23 protein-coding genes are annotated in these 24,873 nt (G+C 73.0%); 17 read left to right on the forward strand and 6 right to left on the reverse strand.

Going from position 1 to position 24,873, the window contains the following annotated elements:
• Nucleotides 1-26: 26 nt before the first annotated feature.
• The 3 genes from AB0J46_RS28090 to AB0J46_RS28100 all read left to right on the forward strand — a co-directional run bounded on the left by AB0J46_RS28090 (nt 27) and on the right by AB0J46_RS28100 (nt 3,315).
• Entirely contained in the window at nt 27-1,184 is a 1,158-nt protein-coding gene (locus tag AB0J46_RS28090; protein WP_364336970.1) for a phosphotriesterase, read from the forward strand.
• Entirely contained in the window at nt 1,181-2,251 is a 1,071-nt protein-coding gene (locus AB0J46_RS28095; RefSeq protein WP_364336972.1) for an aryldialkylphosphatase, read from the forward strand. The genes AB0J46_RS28090 and AB0J46_RS28095 overlap by 4 nt, the downstream gene beginning before the upstream one ends.
• An 86-nt stretch (nt 2,252-2,337) precedes the next feature.
• The gene (locus AB0J46_RS28100) at nt 2,338-3,315 is read left to right on the forward strand and encodes an alpha/beta hydrolase (protein WP_364336974.1); all 978 of its coding nucleotides are present in this window, start codon (nt 2,338-2,340) and stop codon (nt 3,313-3,315) included.
• A 320-nt stretch (nt 3,316-3,635) separates the two neighbouring features.
• Here the strand turns inward: AB0J46_RS28100 and AB0J46_RS28105 are convergent, their stop codons facing one another.
• On the reverse strand, nt 3,636-4,607 hold the full coding sequence (locus tag AB0J46_RS28105; protein ID WP_364336976.1) for an alpha/beta hydrolase: 972 nt from the start codon (nt 4,605-4,607) through the stop codon (nt 3,636-3,638).
• A gap of 114 nt (nt 4,608-4,721) precedes the next feature.
• Between AB0J46_RS28105 and AB0J46_RS28110 the strand changes: the two genes are divergently transcribed.
• Entirely contained in the window at nt 4,722-5,264 is a 543-nt protein-coding gene (locus AB0J46_RS28110; protein WP_364336978.1) for a hypothetical protein, read from the forward strand.
• Nucleotides 5,265-5,292: 28 nt separating this feature from the next.
• Here the strand turns inward: AB0J46_RS28110 and AB0J46_RS28115 are convergent, their stop codons facing one another.
• From AB0J46_RS28115 to AB0J46_RS28135, 5 genes are all read right to left on the reverse strand, one after another.
• Nucleotides 5,293-6,456 carry an FAD-dependent monooxygenase gene (locus tag AB0J46_RS28115; RefSeq protein WP_364336980.1) on the reverse strand — a complete coding sequence of 388 codons (1,164 nt, stop codon included), beginning with the start codon at nt 6,454-6,456 and terminating at the stop codon, nt 5,293-5,295.
• Between the two features lie 90 nt (nt 6,457-6,546).
• Nucleotides 6,547-7,074 (reverse strand): hypothetical protein, encoded by a 528-nt coding sequence (locus AB0J46_RS28120; RefSeq protein WP_364336982.1) that lies wholly within the window; start codon nt 7,072-7,074, stop codon nt 6,547-6,549.
• 79 nt (nt 7,075-7,153) lie between these two features.
• Nucleotides 7,154-7,879, reverse strand: coding sequence for a helix-turn-helix transcriptional regulator (locus AB0J46_RS28125; protein ID WP_364336984.1), 726 nt, complete (start codon nt 7,877-7,879; stop codon nt 7,154-7,156).
• 185 nt (nt 7,880-8,064) lie between these two features.
• A complete protein-coding gene (locus AB0J46_RS28130; protein ID WP_364336986.1) occupies nt 8,065-9,339 on the reverse strand; it encodes a phytase in 1,275 nt (424 codons plus the stop codon).
• Between the two features lie 167 nt (nt 9,340-9,506).
• Entirely contained in the window at nt 9,507-10,676 is a 1,170-nt protein-coding gene (locus AB0J46_RS28135; RefSeq protein WP_358006489.1) for an ABC transporter substrate-binding protein, read from the reverse strand.
• A 237-nt stretch (nt 10,677-10,913) separates the two neighbouring features.
• Between AB0J46_RS28135 and AB0J46_RS28140 the strand changes: the two genes are divergently transcribed.
• From AB0J46_RS28140 to AB0J46_RS28200, 13 genes are read left to right on the forward strand one after another with little or no spacing between them, the layout of a single operon-like run.
• Nucleotides 10,914-11,885 (forward strand): Gfo/Idh/MocA family oxidoreductase, encoded by a 972-nt coding sequence (locus tag AB0J46_RS28140; RefSeq protein WP_364336988.1) that lies wholly within the window; start codon nt 10,914-10,916, stop codon nt 11,883-11,885.
• Nucleotides 11,882-12,724, forward strand: coding sequence for a TIM barrel protein (locus tag AB0J46_RS28145; RefSeq protein WP_364336991.1), 843 nt, complete (start codon nt 11,882-11,884; stop codon nt 12,722-12,724). Before AB0J46_RS28140 ends, AB0J46_RS28145 begins: the two co-directional genes overlap by 4 nt.
• Nucleotides 12,721-13,686, forward strand: coding sequence for a 5-dehydro-2-deoxygluconokinase (gene iolC / locus AB0J46_RS28150; protein WP_364336992.1), 966 nt, complete (start codon nt 12,721-12,723; stop codon nt 13,684-13,686). Before AB0J46_RS28145 ends, iolC begins: the two co-directional genes overlap by 4 nt.
• Nucleotides 13,679-14,590 carry a deoxyribose-phosphate aldolase gene (locus tag AB0J46_RS28155; protein ID WP_352324729.1) on the forward strand — a complete coding sequence of 304 codons (912 nt, stop codon included), beginning with the start codon at nt 13,679-13,681 and terminating at the stop codon, nt 14,588-14,590. Before iolC ends, AB0J46_RS28155 begins: the two co-directional genes overlap by 8 nt.
• Nucleotides 14,587-16,425: a 3D-(3,5/4)-trihydroxycyclohexane-1,2-dione acylhydrolase (decyclizing) gene (iolD, locus tag AB0J46_RS28160; protein ID WP_364336994.1), complete on the forward strand. Its 1,839-nt coding sequence runs from the start codon at nt 14,587-14,589 to the stop codon at nt 16,423-16,425. The genes AB0J46_RS28155 and iolD overlap by 4 nt, the downstream gene beginning before the upstream one ends.
• Nucleotides 16,425-17,405, forward strand: a complete 981-nt coding sequence (locus AB0J46_RS28165; protein WP_364336996.1) for an inorganic phosphate transporter — start codon at nt 16,425-16,427, stop codon at nt 17,403-17,405. Before iolD ends, AB0J46_RS28165 begins: the two co-directional genes overlap by 1 nt.
• A complete protein-coding gene (locus AB0J46_RS28170) occupies nt 17,402-18,055 on the forward strand; it encodes a DUF47 family protein (protein WP_364336998.1) in 654 nt (217 codons plus the stop codon). Before AB0J46_RS28165 ends, AB0J46_RS28170 begins: the two co-directional genes overlap by 4 nt.
• Nucleotides 18,056-18,075: 20 nt before the next feature.
• Nucleotides 18,076-19,902, forward strand: coding sequence for an iron ABC transporter permease (locus AB0J46_RS28175; protein ID WP_358006466.1), 1,827 nt, complete (start codon nt 18,076-18,078; stop codon nt 19,900-19,902).
• Nucleotides 19,903-21,000, forward strand: coding sequence for an ABC transporter ATP-binding protein (locus AB0J46_RS28180; protein WP_364337000.1), 1,098 nt, complete (start codon nt 19,903-19,905; stop codon nt 20,998-21,000).
• Nucleotides 20,997-21,761 (forward strand): HAD-IA family hydrolase, encoded by a 765-nt coding sequence (locus AB0J46_RS28185; protein ID WP_358292752.1) that lies wholly within the window; start codon nt 20,997-20,999, stop codon nt 21,759-21,761. The genes AB0J46_RS28180 and AB0J46_RS28185 overlap by 4 nt, the downstream gene beginning before the upstream one ends.
• Nucleotides 21,752-22,576 carry an inositol monophosphatase gene (locus AB0J46_RS28190; RefSeq protein ID WP_364337002.1) on the forward strand — a complete coding sequence of 275 codons (825 nt, stop codon included), beginning with the start codon at nt 21,752-21,754 and terminating at the stop codon, nt 22,574-22,576. Before AB0J46_RS28185 ends, AB0J46_RS28190 begins: the two co-directional genes overlap by 10 nt.
• On the forward strand, nt 22,573-23,355 hold the full coding sequence (locus AB0J46_RS28195) for a Cof-type HAD-IIB family hydrolase (protein ID WP_364337004.1): 783 nt from the start codon (nt 22,573-22,575) through the stop codon (nt 23,353-23,355). Before AB0J46_RS28190 ends, AB0J46_RS28195 begins: the two co-directional genes overlap by 4 nt.
• Nucleotides 23,352-24,845 (forward strand): CoA-acylating methylmalonate-semialdehyde dehydrogenase, encoded by a 1,494-nt coding sequence (locus AB0J46_RS28200; protein WP_364337006.1) that lies wholly within the window; start codon nt 23,352-23,354, stop codon nt 24,843-24,845. Before AB0J46_RS28195 ends, AB0J46_RS28200 begins: the two co-directional genes overlap by 4 nt.
• Nucleotides 24,846-24,873: the final 28 nt, after the last annotated feature.

Genomic DNA, 24,873 nt, shown 5'->3' on the forward strand with positions numbered 1-24,873 from the left:
AGACGCTCTGCGGCTATATTGCTCGTGTGTCCACCACCGATGCCACGGTCGTGGCCGTCACCGGCGAGGTCCCAGCGGCCTCGCTGGGCGCGGTCCTGCCGCACGAGCACCTGCTGAGCGACTTCGCCCCGCCCGACGACACGCCCGAGTCCTGGGCGCGTACCGGCCGCACCCGTCCCACGGCGGCCGGCGCCCTGTGGCTCTACCGCGCGCCGCTGACGATGGACCTGCTCGGCGAGGTCGGCATGGGCGCCGTCAACCGGGACGACCTGCTGCTCGGCGACGCGGGCCTGGCCGCCGCCGAGCTGGCCGCGTTCCGGGAGGCCGGCGGCGGCACGGTGGTGGACCTGACGACCGACGGGCTCGGCCGCGACCCGGCCGGGCTGCGCCGGCTCGCCGAGAAGACCGGCGTAACCGTCGTCATGGGCTGCGGCCGGTACCACCCCGCACGGACCGCCGTCCCCGCCGTCATGGGCTCCGGCCCGCGCCACCCCAACGGGACCGCCGTCCCCACCGGGCGGGCCGCCGCCGCGCCGACCTCCGCCCGGGACGCCGCCGCGCTGGCCGAGGAACTGACCGAGGAGCTGGTTCGCGACCTCACCGAGGGCGTGGGCGGGGTGCGGGCCGGCATCATCGGCGAGCTGGCCGCGCTCGACCCCGGCGTGCCCGCCGAGCGCGCGCTCCTGGTCGCCGCGGCCCGCGCAGCGGCGGCCACCGGCGCCGCCGTCTCGCTGGCCCGCAACGAGGACCCGGCCGTCCAGCAGCGCGTCCTCGACCTGCTCGCCGAGGAGGGCGCGGACCTCGCGCGAGTGGCCGTCGGGCACTGCGACGCGCTCTCCCCGCGGCCCGACGACCTCGAACCGCTGCTCGGGCGCGGCGTCTTCGTGCAGTTCGACCAGCTCGGCAGGCTGCCCACCGCGCTCAGCGTCTCCGACGACCAGGACGTCGCCGCGGCCGTGCTCGAACTCGCCCGCCGCGGCCACGCCGGACGCCTCCTGCTGTCGCAGGGCGTGCGGGCCAAGTCCCAGCTCCTCGCCTACGGCGGCGGCGGTTACGCCTTCGTCCTGCGGCAGTTCGTGCCGTACCTGAGGATGCTCGGAGCCGACGACGAGCTGATCGAGACCCTCACCGTGCGCAACCCGAGGCGGCTGCTCACGCTCCGGACCGAGGAGGCGGGCTCGTGAGCCGCTACCCCTTCCCCATCCCCGACCTGGCCGGGCAGGCGCTCACCGTCGCCGGCCCGGTGGCCCCGGCGCTGCTCGGGCAGACGTCCATGCACGAGCACATCTTCATCGACCTGCGCAGGCCCACCCGGTCCCGACGGCCCGGCGAGGACGCGCCGGCGGCGGCCGAGCCGCTCACCCTGGCCAACCTCGCCCGCACCCGCCACGGCGGGCCGAACGCCGACAACGACCTGCTGGGCGACTTCGACGAGATGCTCGCCGAGACCCTCGCCTTCGCCCACAGCGGCGGGCGCACCATGGTCGAGGTCTCGCCCATCGGCCTCGGCCGCGATCCCGAGGCGCTGCTGCGGCTGTCCCGGGCCAGCGGGATGCACATCGTCATGGGCGGCGGCTGGTACACCCCGGCGTTCCACCCGTCCGACATGGACGAGCGAACCGTGGACGAGCTGGCCGACGTCATCGTGCGCGACGTCGTGCTCGGGGCCGACGGCACCGGCGTGCGCGCGGGCATCATCGGCGAGGTCGGCGCGGAGTCGGTGCCGCTGACCGGCGGCGAGCTCAAGAGCGTACGGGCCGCCGGACGGGCCGCCCGCGTCACCGGCGCGCCGGTCACCTTCCACGTCGGCGGCGTCGGCGAGGAGAAGTTCCGGGTGCTCGACATCCTCCAGGAGGAGGGCGTCGCCCCCGGCAACGTCGTCCTGGGCCACTGCATGGACGTCCTGTCCGGCCCCGAGTTCGCCGAGCGGCTGCTGGCCCGTGGCGTCTTCGTCGAGTTCGACTTCCTGGCCGCGCCGGGCAGCCCGTGGGGGCATCTGGTCCTGGGCAGCGACCACAAGGTGCTGCGCGGCATCGCCGACCTGGTCGAGCGCGGCTACGCGGGCCAGATCGTGCTCGGCCACGACGTGTGCCAGAAGATCCAGCTCAAGCGGTACGGCGGCAAGGGCTACGACTACATCCCGCGGCACTTCCTGCCCGCCCTGCGCCGCCTCGGCGTCAGCCCCGAGGCCATCCACATGATCATGGTCGAGAACCCGGCACGGGCGCTCGCCTTCGCAGCACCGCAGTGACCAGGAGAACCATGCCCCCCACCCCCGTGCCCCCCACCCCCGTGCCCCCCGCCCCCGTGCCTCCCACCTCTGTGCCTCCCACTCCCGTGCCCCCCGCCCCCGTGCCCTTCGACCCGGCTTTGGCCGTGGTCCTGGACGGCATGCCCCGCCCGGACGGCCCCGCCCCCACCCTGGAGACCATCCCCCTGATGCGCGCCGCCGGGGCGGCCATGCCCATGCCGCCGGTCGCCGAGGTGATCGGCGACCGCGAGATCGACGCCGAGGAGCTGCTCGTCCCCGGCCCGGCCGGCGCGCCGGACCTGGAGGTCACGGTGCTGCGCCCGCGCCGCCTGCGGGCCCCGGTCCCCGGGCTGTACAACATCCACGGCGGCGGCATGATCACCGGCCATCGGGCCATGGACACGCCGCGCCTGGTCGCGCTCGTCGAGGAGCTGGGCGCCGTCGCCGTCAACGTCGAGTACCGCCTGGCCCCCGAGCACCCCCACCCGGCGCCGGTCGAGGACTGCTACGCCGGGCTGGCCTGGATGTCGCGGCACGCCGCCGAGCTCGGCGTGGACCCCGGGCGCGTGGTGGTCATGGGCGGCAGCGCCGGCGGCGGCCTGGCGGCCGGGGTCGCCCTGCTGGCCCGCGACCGCGGCGGCCCGCGCCTGGCCGGCCAGCTCCTGCTGTGCCCGATGCTGGACGACCGCAACACCACCGTCTCCAGCCACCAGTACGACGGCCTCGGCACCTGGCCGCGCGCCCTGAACCTGCTGGGCTGGCGGGCACTGCTCGGCGAGCGGGCCGGCGACCCGGACGCCGACGTGCCCTGTCACGCGGCCCCGGCGCGGGCGGCCGACCTGTCGGGGCTGCCGCCCGCGTTCGTCGAGGCGGGGGCCGCCGAGCTGTTCCGCGACGAGGACGTCGCGTACGCCACGCGGATCTGGGCGGCCGGCGGCCAGGCCGAGCTGCACATCTGGAACGGCGCCTTCCACGGGTTCGACATCTTCGCACCGGACCACGAGATCACCCGCGCCGCCCTCGCCACCCGCCTCTCCTGGCTCCACCGCACCCTAACCCCCTGACCCACTCCGCGCCCTGCACCGCGCAAAGGGCGTCCGGGCTGGTGGGGGAGGGGCGAGGTGCCCGCGGCCCCCCGGCTCCCGGCTCCCCGGCTCGCCGCCCCCTTGCGTCGTGTGGAGGGGGTGTGCACGCCTGGCACTCCCGCGTCCTCGGCCCCGCTGACACCCTGCGTCCGCGCCCCCGACCCAGCGTCCGCGCTTCCGGCGTTCCGGGGCCTCGGTACCCTGGCAGGCTGCCCCCAGCGTTCACCCCTGCGCTCCCGCGTGTCCGCGCCCTCAGTACGCCGCCCCCACTTCTTGCGGAGGGCGGCGGAGGGGTGGGGTCAGATGCCCAGGGTGCGTTGCAGCCAGGAGTGTTTGGCTTCCTGGGCGGCGCGGGAGACGCGGGCGCCTGGGGTGCCGGTGAAGCCGTGGTGGCCGCCGGCCCACACGTGCAGTTCCGCCTGGCCGCCGGTCGCCCAGATGCGGCCGGCGAACTCGACCGCCTCGTCCCGGAACACCTCGGCCGCCCCGACCTCGATGAAGACCGGCGGCAGCCCCGACAGGTCGGCCGCCCGCGCCGGGACCTCGTGCGGCAGCACGTCCGGGCCGCCCCGCCGGTCGCCGAGCAGGGCGGTCCAGGCGGTGTCGTTGTTGTTGCGGTCCCAGGCGCCGATGCCGTCGTACTGGAGGCTCGACACGGTCGAGTTCCGGTCGTCGATCATGGGTGCGCCGACGTAGAGCCCTGCGGCGGCCGGGCCGTTCCGGTCGCGCGTCATGATGCCGACGGACGCGGTGAGCCCGCCGCCCGCGCTGAAGCCGGACACGAGCAGCCGCCCCGGGTCGAACCCCAGCTCCTCGGCGTGTCCGGCGGTCCAGACGAAGCCCGCGTAGCAGTCCTCGGCCGCCGCCGGGGCCGGGTTCTCCGGGGCGAGCCGGTACTCGACCGTCACCCCGACCATGCCGTGCTCCAGGGCCGCCTGGATCAGGCCCTCGATGCCGAAGAAGCGGGTGCCGAGGATCATCCCGCCGCCGTGGATCTCGTACACGGCCGCCGCGCCGGGCGCGGGCCCGCCCTTGGGACGGACGACCGTGAGCGTGACGTCGGGAGCGCCCTCGGGGCCGGGCACGTCCACGTCCCACCACTCGACGGGACGGCCGGCGACGATCGCCTCCATGGGCGGGATGAGCTCGGCGAAGATCTCGCGGTTGCGCTGGATGGTGTCCGCGCGCAGCGGAACGCTCTCGACCGCGGACAGGAACGCCGCGAGACCTTCCGCCAGCTCAGGGTCGTAGGGAACGGGGACGTAGCTCATCGTGCCGCCTCTCGGAGCCGAACGGACGGCTTAAAGTCTACGAGCGTAGAAGCGGTCTGTCCTGATATACACGGGTACGCGATCAGTCCGACCATGTCCCCCAAGGAGAAGCCCATGGTGAAGAGACTCCTCGAAGCGACCCCGTTACGCGCGGGGGTCGTCGCCGCCGTCGCGCTGACCGGCACGCTGCTGACCTCCGCCCCGGCCGGCGCCGCCACGGCGGGCCTCCAGGCCGCCGCCGTCCAGACCTCCTCGGCCGTCCAGGAGGCGGCCTCCCGCCCGGCCAACGGCCGGATCGTCTACGACCGTCTCAGCGGCGGCCGCGGCGTACTCAAGATCAAGAACGGCACGTCCAAGGACGGCGTCGTCACCATCGTCAAGGGCCGGACCAAGGCGATCAGCGTCTACGTCCGCGCGCGGTCCACGGCCCGCATCCGGGACGTCCGGGACGGCACGTACCGCATCTTCTTCACCACCGGCTACCGGTTCAGTGTGTCGAAGGGCCGCTTCACCAGGGGCGCGACGTACCAGAAGTTCAACGACCGGCTGCGCTTCCGCACGACCTCGACGCAGTACACCATCTGGACGCTGACCCTGAACCCGGTCAGGGGCGGCAACGCCCGCACCAGCCCCGTGAACCCCAAGGACTTCCCCTGATCGGGGCCTGAGCGGGCGCGCCTCCCGGTCAGTCCTTGCCGGAGCCGCCGAACCCGCCGAACCCGCTGAGAACGCGGTCGACCTGGACGTACAGCCGGGGCGGCAGGTGCGGCAGCACCCGGGAGTGCCGCTGGCCGAGCAGCGCGATGAACTCGACCGGCGAGAGGTCGATGTAGCGCGTCAGGTTCTCGTACCACTGGGCGCTGAGCCGGGCCGACTTCTGGTGCGGGCGGATCGCCTTGCGGCGTTCGCGGTCGTAGCGGGCGAGGGCGGCCGGGAGCTCCGGCTCCTGGTTCAGCGCGTTGACCAGGAAGGCGGCGTCCCCGAAGGCCAGGGCGGTGCCCGCGCCGATGGAGTAGTGGGTGGTGTGCGCGGCGTCCCCGAGCAGGACGAGGTCGTCGTGGTACCACGTGCGGTTGGTCAGCGTGCGGAAGTTCAGCCAGTACGCGCTGCCGTCGGTGTGCGCTCGTCCGATCAGCGGATGGCCGTCCAGGACGTCGGCGAAGATCTTCTCCAGCAGCGCCAGGCCGTCGGCCGCGTCGGCCTGGTCGAGGCCGAGCCCCTTCCAGGTCTCGGGCGAGCACTCGACGACGCACGTGCTGTGGTCGCCGCTGTAGACGTAGCAGTAACACCAGATCCAGCCGTGCGGGGTCTCGGAGAAGGCGAAGGTGAAGGCGTCGAAGACCTTCGTGGTGCCGAGCCAGATGTAGTGGTTGCGGCCGACCGCGATCTCGGTGCCGAAATGCTCGGCGTGCGGCTCGCGCATCGTGCTGTTGATGCCGTCACCGGCCACGACCAGGTCCGCGTCGAGCTCCTCCCGGGAGGCGATCTCGCGTCCGTGCTCGACGTGCACGCCCAGGGAGCGGGCGCGGTCGGCGAGGATGTCGAGCAGGCGGTGGCGGCAGATGCCGAAGCCCTCGTCCGACTCGGTGAGCGACACCGTCGCGCGGTCCTGGATGTGGGTGACCCAGCTGTCCCAGCGGATCGAGTTCTCCCTGATGACGTCCGCCGACTCGGGGTCGGCGGCGCGCAGGTTCTTGAGCAGGTCGTCCCAGTAGGTCACGCCCCAGCCGTAGGTGGTCCCGGCCGGGTTGCGCTCGTAGACGGCGACCTCGTGGGACGGGTCGACCCGCTTCATCAGGATCGAGAAGTACAGGTTGGCGGGCCCACCGCCGACGCAGGCGACCTTCACACTAGCTCCCCTAGCGACAGAAAGTAATCAATTCAGCACAGAGAGTATCAGAGGGTCTGTGCCGGGGGAGAAGGCGCGCCCCCCGGACGGTCAGGCCGCCGCCCGCGCCGTACCGCGCAGGCCGAGGGTGAGGCTGCCGGCCAGCAGCACGACGCCGGACAGCACCCCGCTGACGACCGGCACCCACGCCACCGCGGCCGTGGCGGCCAGGACGAGCCCGCCGGCGCCGAGCAGCGTGAGCGCGACGCCCGGCACGGCGATGCTCCAGTCCTTCCAGATCGGCGCCAGCGCGACGAAGTGCACGCCCACCACGAACGCCACCCACGCCACGTTCCCCTCCTCGGGACGCCCGAGCGCGGCCAGCACCCGCAGCCCGCCGAACAGCAGGACCGCCTCGACCACGACCACGGCCAGGTAGCCGGGCCCGAACATGCCCCGCCGGCCGGCCGCGGCGGGACGTTCCGCGCGCACGGCACGGAACCACATCGCCAGCACGCCCGCCGCCGCCAGGCACGCGGCGGCCCGCAGCAGGTTCGCGGTCACGGGGCCGAGCGGGCCGTGCGCGTTGACGACGACGAACACCGCGCCGAACACCGCGCCCACCAGCAATCCAGTCATTTTCTGCATGACGTCCATCGAAGCGCCCGCCGCGGCCCGCCCGCACGGGTGCTGGGGCGAGAACGGGGTAGCCCTGGCCCTACCTCGCCACGCCGCGCAGGTAGGCCAGCACCGCCAGCACCCGCCGGTTGTGGTCGTCGGTCGCGGGCAGGTCGAGCTTGGCGAACACGGAGGCCACGTGCTTGCCGACGGCCGCCTCCGTGATCGACAGGGCGCGGGCCACGGCGCTGTTGGAACGGCCCTCGGCGATCAGCGCCAGCACCTCCCGCTCGCGGGGCGAGAGCTGGTGGGCCGGCTCGGTGACCTCCCTGGCCCGCGCCCACGACAGCTCGAACAGGTCGATGAGGGTGGCGATCAGCCCCTGCTGCCTGATCATCAGCGCGCCCGGCGTGTAGGCGATCGGGGTGATCCGGACGAACGCCACGGACCGGTCGAAGATGAGGAGCTGCTGGATGGGCTCGTCGATGACCCGGTGCAGGTCGCCGGCGGCGTGCAGCTCCTGGATGCGGGCCGCCTTGCGCGGGTCGTCCAGCACGCTCGAATGGACGATCGTGCGCATCGACAGGCCCTCCCGCAGGGCGTCCAGCACGGTACGCCGGCTGCGCTGCTCGTCGCGGCCCTGCTCGCGCGAGCCCACCGGGTGCATGGCCCGCAGCTCGGCCGACGACCGGGTGGCGCGCAGGATCTGCCGGCGGACGAGCTCGGGGTCCTCCAGCCGCTCGACGTCGACGGGGATGCCGCGCAGCTCGCCGACCACCTCTTCCAGGCGGCGGGCGAGGTGGTCGAGCGACTGGCTCTCGGTCACACTCCTCCTCCGCACGCGCACCCCATTCTCCCCGCCCCGCGAAGGGATGCCCAAATCGGCCGAATGCCGCCCGGAACGGCGAAGGGCGCGCCGCTCGATCGGCGAAGGCCGCACCCCTGAAAAGGCGAAGGGGCGCCGTCCGGCTGGACGGCGCCCCGGTTCGCGGGACCGCTGGGCGGCGATGATCAGTCGCGCGGGTCCCAGCCGTCGGTGTCCACGTCCAGGTCCAGCTCGTCGGCGATGTCGCCCCAGTCGGCGAACTTGAAGTTGGTGTTCTCCCGGTCCGCCGTGGCCGGCGTGTTCACGCCGTCGTGGGCGATGAACATGCCCTCGTCGAACTCGCCCAGCGGCACGTTGAGCACGGTCGAGCCGTCGCTCACCTCCGAGCCGTCGATGCCGTTCGCCTCGCCGATCCGGAACTGGCCGAGGTAGGCGTTGGAGCCCTCCCTGCGGTAGACGGCGAAGGTGTTGTCGCCCTGGCTGGAGGCCAGCAGGTAGCCCTTGCCGTCCTCGCGGTAGTAGATGGTCAGGCCCTCGGCGTCCGCGGTGAGGTGCGTGCCGCCGTAGCCGGGGTCGGCGCCGGGGGTGCACTCCTCGGTCGCGGGGTCGTAGGTGCCCGGGACTCCGTACTCGCGGACCTTGTCCACCAGGACGGGCGTGCCGGTGAGGTCGGCGCGCATCCGCCAGATGCCGACGTCCTCCTGGGCGGCGTAGAGCACGTCCCGCTCCTGGTCCACGACCATGCCCTCGACCTGCGCCTGCTCGTCCGGCTCAAGGCAGGGGGACCAGGTCTGGCCGTTCGGCAGGGTGAAGGAATTGGGCAGGGTCAGCGTCCGCACGAGCTGGTAGCCGATCTTGCCGCCCGGCTTGGCGAGCAGCTTGACCAGGCCGACCGAGGTCTTGTGCCGGCGGCTGACCAGCGCGTACGTGCCGGTGGAGTCCTTCCAGGCGGCCAGCCCGTAGGCCGTCTCGGCGTCGTTGACCTGCTGCTGCGTCGTGTTGAACACGAACGGCGCGGCCGGGTCGGTCACGTCGGTGAGGTGGCCGTGCGAGATGGCGTAGATGCGCAGCGTGTCCCGGCCGCGGTCGGAGACGATCGCCAGGTCCCTGCCGCCGAAGCCGTAGGCGACGTCGACGTTGTTGAAGCGGCCCGCCTCGTCGTCCGGTCCGGGGGCGGCGGGCGCCGGCAGGTGCTGGAGCTGCTGCCCGTCGAGGTCGTAGACGTACAGGCCGCCCTTCTTGGCGGTGGCGATCACCACGCTGTCCTCGGAGTCGGACGGGTCGACCCAGATCGCCGGGTCGTCGCCGTTGGCGTCGCCGCCGGCCTCGTCGTCGTAGAGGGAGGGGGTCTCGACGTCGGGGTACACGGTCGCCACGCCGGCACCGGCCGCGGGTACGGCGATCCCGCCCAACACGGTCAACATCAGGGCTGCCAGGGAGAGCCTGGACAGGGGACGCATTGCGCCTCCTCGTTCGGGGTGTTGATGTTGTCCCAAAACGTAACGACCAGTTAACAAGAAATCAATAGGTCGTCCTTATGTCAGGACATTAGGTGTTGGACGGATGCCAGGGCATGCCGACGCGCCCGGCCGGGGATCCTCCCGGCCGGGCTGTGCGACGGCCCGCGCTAGCTGCGGTTGACGCGCCAGAAGTCCGACATGGCCTGGCGGTTCTGCAGGTCGCCGAGCAGGCCCTTGGGGTCGGTGTGGAAGAGCTGGCCCTGCCAGTCCGACAGGCCGGGCGGGGTGACCATCGGCTTGACCGTGCTGTTGCCCGAGACGCCGCCCTCGCCGATCTCGTGCTTGACGCCTTCCTCGGTCATGATGAAGTGCACGAACAGCTTGGCCGCGTTGGGGTGCTTGCTCTTGGTGGCGATCGCCGCGTACTTGGGGTAGCTGAAGCCGGTGAAGGGGGTCATCCCCTCGCAGGCGGCCTGGTGGTAGCCCTTGTCCTCGTTGTTGCGGAACTTCGAGATCGACATGAAGCCGATCTTCTTGTCCGTGGCGGCCGGCGCGCCCACGGCGGCGGAGATGTCCTCGTCGGAGCCGGTCAGCACCGGCTTGTTGAGCGACAGGCGCTTGATCCACTCCTGTGCGGCGCTCTTCTCCTCGGTCTTCAGCGGCTTGCCGTACTTGGCCTGGTAGGCCTGTTCGAGCGCCTGGTTGCCGTACGCGTCGAGCTGGGTGAAGAACGACAGCACGGTCGGCTTGCCCAGCGGGTCCTGCATCACCAGCTTGCCGGACCACTCCGGATCGGTCAGGTCCCAGACGTTCTTCACCGGGCAGCCGCCGGGGGAGAGCTTGGTGTTGTAGCCGAAGACCGTCGCCTTGGAGAGGGCGAGCAGCGGGTTCTGGTTCTCGGCGGGGATCTGGTCCTTCAGGTCGCCGGGGATCCACGTCTGGGTGACGCCCTGCGGCGCGAGCTGGCCGACCAGGACGCCGCCGTCCTCGTACATGGCCGCGTCGATGGTGACGTTGTCGGCGGCGTGCTCCCTGGTCATCTTCTCGGCCGTCTGCGGGGTGTCCGACTTCACCCCCTCCATGGCGATGCCGTACTTCGCGGTGAACGCCTTGGCCACTTCCTCGATGTCGCCGCTGGAGTCGTAGACCAGGACGCTGCCTTCCTTCTTCGCCGCGGCGACCAGCGCCTCCAGGTCGAAGTTCGCATCGAGCGACGGGCCGGGCAGCGCCTTGGCCGTCGCCGCCGCCGACGGTCCTCCGCCTGCGGTGGAGGGCGCGCACGCCACGGCGGCGGACGCCAGCAACGCCATGGAGATGATCTTCCCGGTACGCCTCATGATGGCGTCACTCCTCTTGCCTCTCGGATTCGCAAGGCGCCGCGCCAGCCCCGACCGGCGCCATTGTGTGCTCACGATGAACGTCACGTGAATAATTTGTCAAGACATTCTTACGTGGAGATGCCGCCATGGCCTGCCCGCCCAGCTACGACAGTTCATCCTTATGTCAGGACAAAGTCTTGACGGTTCATCTCCTGTTCATCTAGAACTGGAGGCCCCCCTGGATGAGGAGCGATCATGCGTGTGGGTCTGCTGGGCCTAGGACGTATAGGCATGTTCCATGCCACCACCCTGTCCGCCTTGGTTGACGAGCTCGTCGTGTCCGACGTGGACACGGCGAGGGCGGAGGAGGTGGCCCGGCGGCTCGGCGCCCGTACCGGCGATCCCTTCGACGCGGACGCGGTGGTCCTCGCGACGCCGACCTCCGCCCACGCCGAGGGCCTGCTGAGGGCGTGCGAGCGGGGAGTGCCCGCGTTCTGCGAGAAGCCGGCCGCGCCGACCGTCAAGGAGACGCTGCGGGTGGCCGAGGCCGTCGAACGGGCCGGGATCGGCGTGCACATCGGCTTCCAGCGCCGCTTCGACGCCGGCTACCGGGCCGCCCGCGAGGCGCTGCTGGCGGGCGAGCTCGGCGAGCTGCACCGCGTGCACATGCTGACCGGCGACCCGGCGCCGCCGCCCGCCGAGTACGTCGCCCAGTCCGGCGGCATCTTCCGCGACTGCCACATCCACGACTTCGACATCCTGCGCTGGGTCACCGGCCGCGAGGCGGACGTCGTGCAGGCGGTCGGCGCCAACCGCGGCGATCCGTACTTCGCCGCCGCCGGGGACGTCGACAACAGCGCCGCCCTGATCGTCATGGACGACGGCACGCTGGTCACCCTGCAGGGCTCCCGCTACAACGGCGCCGGCTACGACGTGCGCATGGAGCTGGCCGGCACGCTCGGCACCCGCGCCGTCGGGCTCGGCGACCGCGCCCCGCTGCGCTCGGCCGAGGGCCTGAACCCGGACGGGCCGCCGTGGCCGGACTTCCAGACCAGGTTCGAGCACGCCTACGTCGCCGAGATGGGCGCGTTCCTGTCGATGGCCAGGGGCGAGAGCGAGAGCCCCTGCACCGTCCGCGACGCCCTGGCCGCCCTCTACCTGGCCGAGGCCGCCGACCTGGCGCGCCGCGAGGGCCGTCCGGTGCGCGTGCTGGAGGTGGCCAAGTGAGGATCGCCGCCGCACCCATCTCCTGGGGCGTGTGCGAGGTGCCCGGATGGGGACACCAGCTCACCGCCGACCGCGTGCTCGCCGAGATGGCCGAGCTGGGCCTGACCGCCACCGAGCTGGGCCCCGACGGCTTCCTGCCCGCCGACCAGGACCTGCTCGGCCGGTACGGGCTGCGCGCCGTGGGCGGATTCGTCCCCGCGGTCCTGCACGACCCCGCCCACGACCCGCTGCCCGCCCTCCGCGCCACCTGGGCCGCCTTCGACCCGGACGTGGTCGTCGTGCTGGCCGCCGCCACCGGCGCCGACGGCTACGACGCCCGTCCCGAGCTGGACGACACCGGCTGGCGCACCCTGCTCGGCAACCTCGACCGCGCCTTCCACGAGGCCAAGGGCGACGGCCGCGCGCTCACCCTGCACCCCCACGTCGGCACCATGGTCGAGACCGGCCGGGAGGTGGACCGGGTGCTCGGCGGCAGCGCCGTCCCGCTCTGCCTGGACACCGGCCACCTGCTCATCGGCGGCGGCGACCCGCTGGAGCTGGTCACCCGCGTCCCCGAGCGGATCGCCCACGTGCACCTGAAGGACGTCGACGCCGCGCTCGCCGCCCGCGTCCGGGCCGGTGAGCTGACCTACACCGACGCCGTGCGCGCCGGGATCTACCGCCGGCTCGGCCGCGGCGACGTGGACGTCCGGGGCATCGTCGAACGCCTGACCGCCGCCGGCTACGACGGCTGGTACGTCATGGAGCAGGACGTCGTCCTCGACGCCGAGCCCCCGGCGGGCGCCGGCCCGGCCGACGACGTGCGGGCGGGCGTGGCGTTCCTGCGGGGCCTGGCGTGAGCGCCCTCGACGTGCTGACGATGGGCCGGGTCGGCGTGGACGTCTACCCGCTCCAGACCGGCGTGTCGCTGCGGCACGTGGAGACGTTCGGCAAGTACCTGGGCGGCAGCCCCACCAACGTGGCCGTGGCCGCCGCCCGCCTGGGCCACTCCAGCGCGGTGATCACGCGGACCGGCGACGACCCGTTCGGCGCGTTCGTCCGCGACGCGCTGCGCTCCTACGGCGTGGACGACCGCCTGGTCGGCGCCGTGCCCGGCCGGCCGACGCCGGTCACGTTCTGCGAGATCAGGCCGCCGGACGACTTCCCGCTCTACTTCTACCGCCAGGACGCGCCCGACCTGGAGATCGCGCCCGGCGACCTCGACCTGGCGGCCGTCACCGGAGCGCGGCTGTTCTGGGCCACCGTGACCGGCCTGTCGGCCGAGCCGTCCCACGCCGCCCACCTGGCCGCCTGGCAGGCCCGCGGGCGCGCCCGGCACACCGTGCTCGACCTGGACTACCGGCCCATGTTCTGGGCCGACGCGGCCACCGCCCGCGAGCGGGTGCGGCAGGCGCTCGCGCACGTCACCGTCGCGGCCGGCAACCTCGACGAGGTCGAGGTGGCCACCGGCACCCGCGACCCGCGCGCGGCCGGCGAGACCCTGCTGGCGGCGGGCGTCGAGCTGGCCATCGTCAAACAGGGCGCGGACGGCGTGCTCGGCATGACCGCCACGGAGACCGTACGGGTGCCGCCCGTCCCGGTCGAGGTGGTCAACGGGCTCGGCGCCGGCGACGCCTTCGGCGGCGCGCTCTGCCACGGCCTGCTCGAAGGCTGGCCGCTCGAACGCACCCTGCGCTTCGCCAACGCCGCGGGCGCGATCGTCGCCGGACGCCTGGCCTGCGCGCCCGCGATGCCCACGGCGGACGAGGTCGAGGCCGTCCTGTCCGCCACCCTCTCGGAAGGAGCCGTCACGCATGCGTGAGCAGGACTACCGCCGGCTGCTCGACCAGCGCGCCTGGCAGCCGGAGCGCGTCGCCGAGGCGGCGGCCGCCCGCCGGCGCCGGCCCCTCAGGAACGGCAGGGAGCAACTGCTCATCATCGCGGCCGACCATCCGGCCCGCGGCGCCCTCGGCGTGGCGGGCCACCCGATGGCCATGCGCAGCCGCGCCGACCTGCTCGACCGGCTCATGACCGCCCTGGCCAGGCCCGGCGTGGACGGCCTGCTGGCCACCCCCGACATCGTCGAGGACCTGCTGCTGCTCGGGGCGCTCGACGACAAGATCGTCATCGGCTCGATGAACCGCGGCGGCGTGCACGGCTCGGTGTTCGAGTTCGACGACCGCTTCACCGCCTACGACGCCCCCACCATCGCCGCGATGGGCCTGGACGGCGGCAAGATGTTGTGCCGGATCGCGCTGGAGGACAGCGCCACCGCCGCCACCCTGGCCAGCTGCGGCCAGGCCGTCACCGACCTGGCCAGGCACGGCCTGATGGCGATGGTCGAGCCGTTCTGGTCCAGGCGGCAGGACGGCGTGGTGCGGCACGACCTGTCGCCCGAGGCCGTGATCCACGCCATCAGCGTCGGCCAGGGCCTCGGCGCGACCTCCGCCCGCACCTGGCTGAAGATCCCGGTCGTGCCGGAGATGGAACGCGTCGTGGAGTCCACCACCCTGCCCGTGCTGCTGCTGGGCGGCGACTCCGGCCAGGACGCCGGCGAGATGTACGACTCCTGGCGCAAGGCGCTGCGCCTGCCCGGCGTGCGCGGCCTGGTGGTCGGCCGGGCGCTGCTCTACCCGCCCGACGGGGACGTGGGCGCCGCCGTGGACACCGCGCTCGGCCTGCTGGAGGGCGGCGTGCCCGATCTCGTGCAAGGAGGTGCCTCATGAGGCTGACCACGGCTCAGGCGCTGACCCGCTTCCTGGCCGCCCAGTGGTCGGAGCGCGACGGCGTCGAGCAGCGGCTGATCGCCGGCGTGCTCGGGATCTTCGGCCACGGCAACGTCGCGGGCGTCGGCCAGGCGCTGGCCGAGCAGGGCGCGGGCACGGGCGACGCGCTGCCGTACTACCTGGCCCGCAACGAGCAGGCCATGGTGCACACGGCCGTCGGCTACGCCCGCACCCGCGCGCGGCTGTCCACCTTCGCCTGCACGACGTCCATCGGGCCCGGCGCCACCAACCTGGTCACCGGCGCGGCGCTGGCCACGATCAACCGGGTGCCGGTGCTGCTGCTGCCCGGCGACGTCTTCGCCACCCGCGCCCCCGGCACGGTGCTGCAGGAGCTGGAGGACCCCCGGTCCTACGACGTGTCGGTCAACGACTCGCTGCGCCCGGTGTCGCGCTTCTTCGACCGGATCAACCGGCCCGAGCAGCTCCCGGCCGCGCTGCTGGCGGCCATGCGGGTGCTCACCGACCCCGCCGAGACGGGCGCGGTCACGCTCGCGCTGCCCCAGGACGTGCAGGCCGAGGCCTACGACTGGCCCGAGGAGCTGTTCGCCCGGCGGGTCTGGCACGTTCCCCGCCCGGTGCCCGAGCCGGCCGCGCTGGCCAGGGCGAAGGAGCTGCTGCGCGGCTCCCGCAGGCCGCTGATCGTGGCCGGCGGCGGCGTCAGGTACAGCGGGGCGTGGGCCGAGCTGACCCGCTTCGCCGAGAACCACGGCGTGCCGGTGGGCGAGACGCAGGCGGGCAAGGGCGCGCTGCCCCACGACCACCCCTGCGCGGCCGGCGCGATCGGCCACACCGGCACCGACGCGGCCAACACCCTGGCCCGCGAGGCCGACCTGGTCATCGGCGTCGGCACCCGCTACACCGACTTCACCACCGCCTCCAGGACGCTGTTCGGGCAGGCCGCCTTCCTCAACGTCAACGTCACCGCCTTCGACGCGGCCAAGAACGCGGGCGCCACGCTCGTCGCCGACGCCCGCGAGGCCCTGCGCGCCCTCGACGACGTGGACTGGCGGGCCGACCCCGAATGGACCCACCGGGCCGCCGCCCTGGCCGCCGCCTGGCAGTCGGAGATCGGCCACACCTACGCGGGCGCCGAGCTCACCCAGCCCGTCATGCTCGGCGTCCTCAACGAGGTCGCCGAGGGCGGCGTGGTGGTCAACGCGGCCGGCTCGATGCCGGGCGACCTGCACCGCCTCTGGCGGCCCGCCGACCCCGAGCAGTACCACGTCGAGTACGGCTACTCGTGCATGGGCTACGAGATCGCCGGCGGCCTCGGGGTGAAGCTGGCCGCGCCGGAACGCGAGGTGTTCGTGCTGGTCGGCGACGGGTCGTACCTGATGATGGCGCAGGAGATCGCGACCGCCGTGCAGGAGCGGATCAAGCTGGTGATCGTCTTGGTGGACAACCGGGGCTTCGCCTCCATCGGCAACCTCAGCGAGTCGGTGGGCGCCCGGCGGCTCGGCACCGCGTACCGCACCCGCGGGCCCGGCGGCGAGCTGGACGGCGACCCCCTGCCGGTGGACCTCGCCGCCAACGCCGCCAGCCTGGGCGCCGACGTGCTGCGCGCCGACGGCCCCGAGTCGCTGCGGGCCGCCCTGGTCAAGGCCAGGGAGTCGGCCAGGACCACCGTCGTGTACGTCGAACCCGTCCCCGGCGGCGGCCCCGGCGCGCAGGCCTGGTGGGACGTGCCGGTCGCGCAGGTGTCCGGCCTGCCCGAGGTCAGGGCCGCGCGCGAGCGCTACGACGAGGCCAAGCGCGACCAGCGGCTCTACCTCTGATGGGCTGGACGCTGGCCTTCGCCGCGGTGGCCGTCCTGTTCGTGCTGATCAGCGGGGCCAACGACGGCGCCACGCTGATCGGCCTCGGCCTGCGCTTCCCGCGCACGCCCGGCTGGCTGGCCGCCGCGCTGCTGGTGGCGGTCCTGTTCGCCGGGCCGTACGTGCTGGGCGTCGCGGTCGCGCGGACCTTCACCGAAGGGCTCGCGGGGCTCGACTCGGGCAGCGGCGCGGCCGTGTTCCTGGCCGGCGTGGTGATCGCCGTCGTGGTGGTGGCGGCGCTGACCGGCAGAGGGCTGCCCACCAGCCTGACGCTGGCGGTGATCGGCGGCATCGCGGGCGCCGGGCTCGGCGCCGGGCTGCCGGTGGCCTGGCCGAGCCTGATCACCGTCCTGGCGATCGGGGCGTGCGCGCCGCTGGTCGGGCTGGTGCTCGGCTACCTGCTGGGCACCGCGTCCCGGCGGGTGCCGTCCTCGCGCCGGATGCCGGGGCTGGTGCTGGCCGCCCACCTGGTGGCGTACGCGGCCCAGTGCCTGGCCTACGCCGTCAACGACGGCCAGAAGATGATCGCCGTGGCGAGCGTCGCCGTGGACGTCGGCCGCAACGGGCTCGGCCGGGTCGGGCCCGTCCAGCTCTCGCCGGTGTGGATGGCCGTGCTGGTGGCGCTGTTCCTGGCCGGGGCGCTGACCACGCTGCCGCGGGTGGGCGAGCGGGTCGGCCGCGGCCTGGTCATCACCCGGCCGCTGCACGTGCTGTCGGCCGAGACGGCGGCCACCGGCGCCGTCCTCGGCAGCTCGGCCCTGGGCAGCCCGGTGAGCATGACCCAGTCCGTGACCGCCGGGGTCGTCGGCGTGGTGGCAAGCGAAGGAAGCAGGAGGGTGCGATGGCAAGGAGTGCTGAACATGGGTACGGCGTGGCTGGTCACGCTGCCGTCGTCCATGGCCCTGGGCGCCCTGGCCGGGCTCGGCCTGAGGCTGCTGTGAGCGGCGGACGGCCCCGCCGGCTCGCCCGCGCCTGGGACGAGCTGCGCGGCCGGTCCGGACGGCGGGTGATCGACCTCATCCGCGGCCAGGTCGCCGTGGCCAGGGAGGGCGCCGTGCTGGCCCGCTCGGCCGCCTCTGGCACGACCGGCCAGGCAGCGGCCCGCGCCCGCATGGCCGAGGTCGAGCACGAGGGCGACGCCGCCCGCGCCGAGCTCGTCCGGGCGCTGAAACGGGTGCTGGCCACCCCCATCGACAGGGAGGACCTGTTCCGGCTCTCCCGCTCGATCGACGACGTGCTGGACCAGTTACGCGACTTCGTCCGCGAGGCCGACCTGTTCGGACCCGCCGACCTCACCTTCGCCGCCGAGCCGCTGGGCGCCGTCATCGACGGCCTGGACCAGCTCGAACAGGCCCTGCTGAAGATCACCGGCGATCCCGGCTCGGTCACCGTGGCCGTGCTCGCCACCCGCAAGTCCCGCAGCCGCGTCCGCCAGCTCCACCAGGCCCGGCTCACCGAGCTGTTCGCCGGCCCGCTGGACATGGACACCCTGCGCGAACGCGAGCTGCTCTCCCGCCTGGACGCCGTGGGCCGCCGGCTCGGCGAGGCCGCCGACGCCCTCGCCGACGCCATGCTCAAACGAAGCCACTGAAAACCCCCCGAAGGAAGACCATGGCTGTTCTGACCAAGACGGAGCCGCCGCCTCGCCCGCCGAGACGGCGCCGAATCCGCTACCGCCTCCAGGTCCTGCGGCACGACCCGACCGCCGCGCTCGGCCTGATCCTCGTCGTCCTGCTCGCCTACCTCGTCGTCGCCCCCCTGATCGCGGTCCTGTCGGACGCCTTCCGCCTCCAGTTCGGCGACGAGCTGCACGCCGGCCAGCAGCCGGGCGAGTGGACCGGCTACTACCTGTGGCGGGTCTTCCGTTCCCAGATCAGCGGCCTGCTGTTCTGGGGCCCGCTGGTCAACACGCTGGTCGTCGCGGTCGGCACCGTGCTGTTCGCGCTGCTGCTCGGCGGCGGGATGGCCTGGCTGGTGACCCGGACCAACGTGCCCGGCCGCAAGTGGCTGGCCGGGGCGCTGGTGGTGCCGTACATGCTGCCGTCGTGGACGTTCTCGCTGGCCTGGCTGACGCTGTTCAAGAACGAGCGGGCCGGCGGGCAGGTGGGCTTCCTGGAGTCGGCCGGCGTGCGCACCCCCGACTGGCTGGCCTACGGCCCGCTGCCGATCATCGTCACGCTCGGGCTGCACTACTACCCGTTCGTGCTGCTGCTGGTCGGCAACGCGTTGCGCCGGATCGACGTCCAGCTGGAGGACTCGGCCCGGATCCTCGGCGCGCCGCGGCGCGTCGTCGTGCGGCGGATCGTGGTGCCGCTGATGCTGCCCGCGCTCTCCTCGGCCGTGCTGCTCGTGGTCGGGCGGGTGCTCGGCACGTTCGGCACCCCGTACGTGCTCGGCCTGCCCGCCGACTACCAGGTGCTGTCCACCGGGCTGTTCCAGTCGATCAGGGACCGCAGCACCGGCGTGGCCTCCGTGCTCGCCACCGTCATCGTGATCATCGGTGTGCTGATCGTCTTCACCGACATGCGGCTGATGCGCGAGCAACGCAGGTTCGTCACCGTCGGCGGCAAGGGCGCGATGGACCGGCTGGGCGACCTGCGCGGCTGGCGCTGGCCCGCGTTCGCGCTGGGCGCGGTGGTCTTCGTGGTCAGCGTGCTGATCCCGGTGCTCACGCTGCTGCTGTCCACGCTCACCCGCACGCCGCTGGACCTGTCGACCCTGACGCTCGACTACTGGATCGCCGACCGGCTGCCCGGCGCGGTCGGGTTCCCGCACGGCATCCTGCGCGGCTCCGAGCTGTGGCAGGCCGCCTGGAACTCGCTGCGCATCGTCGGCCTGGCCTCGCTGATCTGCGCGGTCGCCGGCCTGCTCATCGGGTACGTCGTCGTCCGCGGCACCGCGCCGCGCATCGCCGGGTTCCTGCGCCAGGTGTCGTTCCTGCCGTACCTCATCCCCGGCATCGCCTTCGCCGCCGCCTCGCTGTCGCTGTTCGCCGTCGCCCGCGGGCCCGTCCCGGCGCTGTACGGGACGACGTTCCTGCTGATCCTGGTCATGGCCGTGACGCACCTGCCGTACAGCTCGCGCTCGGGCATCGCGGCGATGATGCAGCTCGGCCGGGAGCCGGAGGAGGCCGCGCAGATCGCCGGGGCCTCCTGGTGGCACCGGATGCGGCGGATCATCTTCCCGATCCAGAAGGGCGCCCTGGTCACCGGGATCGTGTTGCCGTTCATCTCGGGGCTGAAGGAGCTCAGCATCGTCGTGATGCTGACCACCACCGGCACCCAGCTTCTCACGACGCTCTCCATCGGCCTGGTCGACTACGGATACACGCAGCTCGCCAACGGCGTCGTCCTCATGATCGCTTTGCTCTCCTTCACCATGACTTCCCTGACCCAGCGGCTGACCAAGAGCAGCCTGGCGTCCGGCCTAGGAGGATAGATGCCGAACATCACCTTGAGCGCAGTCTCCAAGAGCTACGGCGGCGGCGACTACGCGGTGAAGAACCTCGACCTCGTGGTCCCCGACGGCGCCTTCATGTGCCTGCTCGGCCCCTCCGGCTGCGGCAAGACCACCACGTTGCGCATGATCGCCGGCCTCGAACAGCCCACCGCGGGCAGCATCGCCGTCGGCGAGCGCGTCCTGGACTCCGTCGAGCAGGGGGTCTACGTCCCGCCCGAGAAGCGGGCGATGGGGCTGGTGTTCCAGAACTACGCGCTCTGGCCGCACCTGTCCGTGCGCGACAACGTGGAGTTCGGGCTGCGCATGCGCAAGGTCCCGGGCCCCGAGCGGCGCGCGCGGGCCGAGGCGGCGCTGAAGATGGTGCACGTCGACGCCGCCATGGACCGCTACCCCTCCCAGCTGTCCGGCGGCCAGCAGCAGCGCGTCGCCCTGGCCAGGATGCTCGCGGTCAACCCGTCCGTGCTGCTGCTGGACGAGCCGCTGTCCAACCTCGACGCCCGGCTGCGGCTGGAGATGCGGGCCGAGCTCAAGCGCATCCACGAGGAGTCCGGCGCGACGATCGTCTTCGTCACCCACGACCAGCTCGAAGCCCTCACCATGGCCACCGACGTCGCCGTCATGAACGAGGGCGAGCTGCAGCAGCTCGCCGCGCCCATGGAGATGTACGAGCGGCCCGCCAACCGGTTCGTCGCCGAGTTCGTCGGCAGCCCGCCGATGGCCATCGTGGACACCGGACCGGCGCCCGGCGGGCTGGCCGGATCCCTGCTGCGGTTCGTCGAGGCGCGCGGCTCGGGGGTCACCCCGTCCGCCGTCGGCATCCGGCCCGAGGCGCTGCGGCTCGGCGCGCCGCCCGCCGCCGCCTGGAGCGAGGAGGCGCTGGTCGAGGCCGTGCTGCCGGCCGGCTCCTCCTGGACGGTACGGCTGCGCGTCCTGGACACCGAGCTGTTCGCCCTGTCGTACACGCCGGTGCGGGCCGTGCCCGGCGACGTGCTGCCCTGCTGGACCGAGCAGCTCCACCTGTTCGGCGCGGACGGCGCCCGCATCTCCTCCTGGGACCGGGCGGAGGTGACCGCGTGATCCGCCCCAAGGCGCTGCTCCTGGACTTCGGCGGCGTGATCGTCGAGACCGCCAAACGCCCGTCCTGGGCCGCCGAGCTGGCCGCCGAGGTGCACGCCATGCTGGCCAGGACCGGGTTCGACGGCCTGACGGCCGAGGACGTCGAGAGCGACATCCGGGCCGGGGCGCGGGCCGACAAGTACTGGAAGGACTCCACGTCCCGGCAGTTCGCGCCCGAGGAGATGACCCACCGCCGGTTCTGGGCCGAGTTCGTCGCCACCGACTGGCCCGAGCAGGCCCGCACGCTGGTCACCGTCGAGGCGACGCCCCTGTGCAAGCGCATGGGCGAGCTGCGCAGCGACCGGAAGCTGCGCACCGGCATGGCGGAGCTGCTGAACGCCTGCCTGCGCAACGGCGTCGTCCCCGCCGTCGTCAGCAACGCGCTGTGCGGGGCCGTGCACCGCGACTACCTGGCGGGGAGCGGGCTGGAGCACCTGTTCGCCGCGCAGGTCTACAGCGACGAGGTCGGCGTGCGCAAGCCGAACCCCGAGATGATCCTGCTCGCCTGCCGCGCCCTCGGCGTGGACCCGGCCGACGCCTGGTACGTCGGCGACAACTACGACCGGGACGTGATCTGCGGCGCCCGGGCCGGGGCGGGGGCGACCGTCCTGATGGTATCCGCGAGCACCGACAAGATCCCGTACCGGGTGCGGCAGAGCCCTCAGGCCACGGTCGAGGACCCCCGCGCCCTGCTGACCCTCCTGGAGGAGACATGGACGTGAACACCTCTCGCGAGCTGGCCGCCATCGCGGCCGAGGCGGCCAGGGCGGTCGGCGACCGGCTGCGCGGCGCCTTCCGCTCGCGTCCGGAGATCCAGACCAAGCGCGACTTCCACGACCCGGTGACCGAGCACGACAAGGCGGCCGAGGAGGGCATCCGCGAGGTGCTCGACCGGCTCTGCCCCGACAGCGTCGTGGTGGGCGAGGAGGGCGGCACCAGGGGACAGGGCGCCATCAGCTGGTACGTCGACCCCATCGACGGCACCGCCAACTTCGCCGTCGGCCTGCCGTTCTTCTGCACCTCGATCGCCGCCGCCGTGGACGGCGAGGTGGTGGCAGGAGTGATCTACGACCCGGTGCGCGACGACGAGTTCACCGCCTGGCTCGGCGGGGCCGTCTGCAACGGCGAGCCGCTGCGCAGCGCGGGCGCCCGCGCCGACCGCGAGGCGGTCCTGCTGTCCAGCTATCCCACGCCGCGCGACCTGGCCGAGGACGAGGAGGGCGCGCTGCGCCGCTTCTCCAGGATGACCCAGTCGTTCGCCACCATCCGCCGTCCGGGCAGCGCCGCGCTCAAGCTCGCCCACGTCGCCGCCGGCTGGTCCGACGTCGCGTACGGCACCCGCGTCAACGCCTGGGACGTCGCGGCCGGATCCCTGCTGGTCAGGCAGGCCGGCGGCGTCTACATCCCGCTGTCGGGCAGCGTCTTCGAGCCGGGCGGCTACCTGGCCTGCGTCGGCGGCTTCGACCTGGCCTCCTCGGTGCTGGCCGACGTGGCCGCCGGGGCCGCCGGCGTCGCCGGGGCGGGGAGCGCGACGTGATCCGCTGGATCGTGACCGACCTCGACGGCACGCTCGTCGGGCGCGACCTGGCCATGGTGCCCGCCGCCCGGGACGCGCTGCGCCGCTACCGGGCCGCGGGCGGCGAGGTCGTCATCGCCACCGGCCGCATGGAACGCTCGGCCCGCCCCTACTACGACGAGCTGGGCCTGGACGGCCCGGCCATCCTCTACAACGGCGCCCGCACCGTGAACCTGGCGACCGGCGAGGTGCTGCGCTCCCGCCACCTGCCCGCCACCGCCTGGAAGACGCTGCTCGGCCTGTTCGGCGAGCTGCCCGCGGGCGTGTACCCGGTGGCGTTCTCCGGCGGGGAGGCGCTGGCCGTGGACGACGTCCCGGAACTGCGGGACTACGCCCGGCGGGACGGCATCACCCTGCGCGACCCCGGCGACTGGGCGGCGCTGCTCCCCGACGGGATCACCAAGTGCATGCTGATCGGCGACCGCCTGCCGGACCTGGACATCGCGGGCACGGTCACCGTCCGGTCGGAGGCGACGTACCTGGAGGTGCTGCCGGAGGGGGCGACCAAGGGCAGCGCCCTGCGCGAGCTGGCGAAGGCCCGGGGAGTGCCGCTGGAGCAGGTCGCCGCCATCGGCGACAACCCCAACGACATCGACATGATCCAGGCCGCCGGCCTGGGCATCGCGGTCGGCGACGGCCATCCCGACGTCCTGTCGGCCGCGGACGTGGTCTCGCGTCCCTGCGCCGAGGGCGCGCTCGTGGACGCGGTGGAACTGGCACTGGGAGAGGGAGAACGGTGAAGTCGGTCAAGCACTGGATCAACGGCGCCCTGACGGACGGCGGCGACCGGACGGCGGAGATCTTCAACCCCGCCACGGGCGAGGTCAGCGGTCACGTGGCGCTGGCGTCGGTGGCCGAGGTGGACGCGGCGGTGGCCGCCGCGGTGGCGGCCTTCCCGGCGTGGCGGGACTCCTCGCTGATCAAGCGCGGCCGGGTCCTGTTCCGGTTCCGTGAGCTGATGTACGCCCATCGTGACGAGCTGGCCGGGTTGATCTCGGCCGAGCATGGCAAGGTGCATGCGGACGCGTTGGGGGAGGTGGCGCGCGGGCTGGAGGTGGTGGAGTTCGCGTGCGGGATTCCGTATCTGCTCAGGGGTGGTTTCTCCGAGGGTGTCTCGACTCGGGTGGATTCGTATTCGATGCGGCAGCCGTTGGGGGTGGTGGCGGGGATCACGCCGTTCAACTTCCCGGCGATGGTGCCGATGTGGATGTTCCCGGTGGCGATCGCGTGTGGGAACGCGTTCGTGTTGAAGCCGTCGGAGCGGGATCCGTCGGCGTCGTTGCTGATGGCGCGGTTGTGGCAGGAGGCGGGGCTGCCCGGCGGGGTGTTCTCGGTGGTGCAGGGCGACAAGGTGGCGGTGGACCGGCTGCTGGAGCATCCGGATGTGGCGGCGGTGTCGTTCGTGGGTTCGACGCCGATCGCCCGGTACGTGTACGAGAGGGGCAGTGCGCACGGTAAGCGGGTGCAGGCGCTGGGCGGGGCCAAGAACCACATGCTGGTGCTGCCGGACGCGGATCTGGATCTGGTGGCTGATGCTGCGGTGTCGGCGGGGTTCGGGTCGGCGGGTGAGCGGTGTATGGCGATCTCGGTCGTGCTGGCGGTGGATCCGGTGGGGGATGAGCTGGTCGGCAAGATCGTGGAGCGGGTGGGCCGGTTGGTGGTGGGGCCGGGTGATGATCCGCGGTCGGAGATGGGGCCGCTGGTGACGGCGGCGCATCGGGACAAGGTGGCCTCCTATCTGGATCTGGGTGTTGCCGAGGGGGCCAAGCTCGTGGTGGACGGTCGGGAGACCGAGGTGCTGGGTGGCCGGGGCGGGGGGTTCTGGTTGGGGCCGACGGTGCTGGATCAGGTGCCGGTGGGGTCGCGGACGCACACCGAGGAGATCTTCGGTCCGGTGTTGTCGGTGGTGCGGGTGTCTTCGTATGAGGAGGGCCTGCGGGTGATCAACGAGGGTGTGTACGGCAACGGTACGGCGATCTTCACCAATGACGGGGGCGCGGCGCGTCGGTTCCAGAACGAGGTCGAGGTGGGGATGGTCGGGATCAACGTGCCGATCCCGGTGCCGATGGCGTTCTACAGTTTCGGCGGGTGGAAGTCGTCGTTGTTCGGTGACACGCATGTGCACGGCGCCGAGGGGGTGCATTTCTACACGCGGGGCAAGGTGGTGACCTCGCGCTGGCTGGACCCGTCCCACGGTGGCGTGAACCTCGGCTTCCCCACGAACGGGTGACCCCGCGCCCGCCCTCCTCACAGGATCG

Origin of the sequence: Nonomuraea sp. NPDC049758, from assembly GCF_040674635.1 — a bacterium.
In the GTDB taxonomy this organism is placed as follows: Bacteria; Actinomycetota; Actinomycetes; order Streptosporangiales; family Streptosporangiaceae; genus Nonomuraea.

What these genes read in the sequence shown, in the direction of transcription:
- AB0J46_RS28105 (WP_364336976.1), bottom strand. Translation starts at nt 4,607, where the DNA reads ATGAGCTACGTCCCCGTTCCCTACGACCCTGAGCTGGCGGAAGGTCTC.
- AB0J46_RS28110 (WP_364336978.1), top strand. Translation starts at nt 4,722, where the DNA reads ATGGTGAAGAGACTCCTCGAAGCGACCCCGTTACGCGCGGGGGTCGTC.
- AB0J46_RS28120 (WP_364336982.1), bottom strand. Translation starts at nt 7,074, where the DNA reads ATGACTGGATTGCTGGTGGGCGCGGTGTTCGGCGCGGTGTTCGTCGTC.
- AB0J46_RS28130 (WP_364336986.1), bottom strand. Translation starts at nt 9,339, where the DNA reads ATGCGTCCCCTGTCCAGGCTCTCCCTGGCAGCCCTGATGTTGACCGTG.
- AB0J46_RS28135 (WP_358006489.1), bottom strand. Translation starts at nt 10,676, where the DNA reads ATGAGGCGTACCGGGAAGATCATCTCCATGGCGTTGCTGGCGTCCGCC.
- AB0J46_RS28140 (WP_364336988.1), top strand. Translation starts at nt 10,914, where the DNA reads ATGCGTGTGGGTCTGCTGGGCCTAGGACGTATAGGCATGTTCCATGCC.
- AB0J46_RS28155 (WP_352324729.1), top strand. Translation starts at nt 13,679, where the DNA reads ATGCGTGAGCAGGACTACCGCCGGCTGCTCGACCAGCGCGCCTGGCAG.
- iolD (WP_364336994.1), top strand. Translation starts at nt 14,587, where the DNA reads ATGAGGCTGACCACGGCTCAGGCGCTGACCCGCTTCCTGGCCGCCCAG.
- AB0J46_RS28165 (WP_364336996.1), top strand. Translation starts at nt 16,425, where the DNA reads ATGGGCTGGACGCTGGCCTTCGCCGCGGTGGCCGTCCTGTTCGTGCTG.
- AB0J46_RS28175 (WP_358006466.1), top strand. Translation starts at nt 18,076, where the DNA reads ATGGCTGTTCTGACCAAGACGGAGCCGCCGCCTCGCCCGCCGAGACGG.
- AB0J46_RS28180 (WP_364337000.1), top strand. Translation starts at nt 19,903, where the DNA reads ATGCCGAACATCACCTTGAGCGCAGTCTCCAAGAGCTACGGCGGCGGC.
- AB0J46_RS28190 (WP_364337002.1), top strand. Translation starts at nt 21,752, where the DNA reads ATGGACGTGAACACCTCTCGCGAGCTGGCCGCCATCGCGGCCGAGGCG.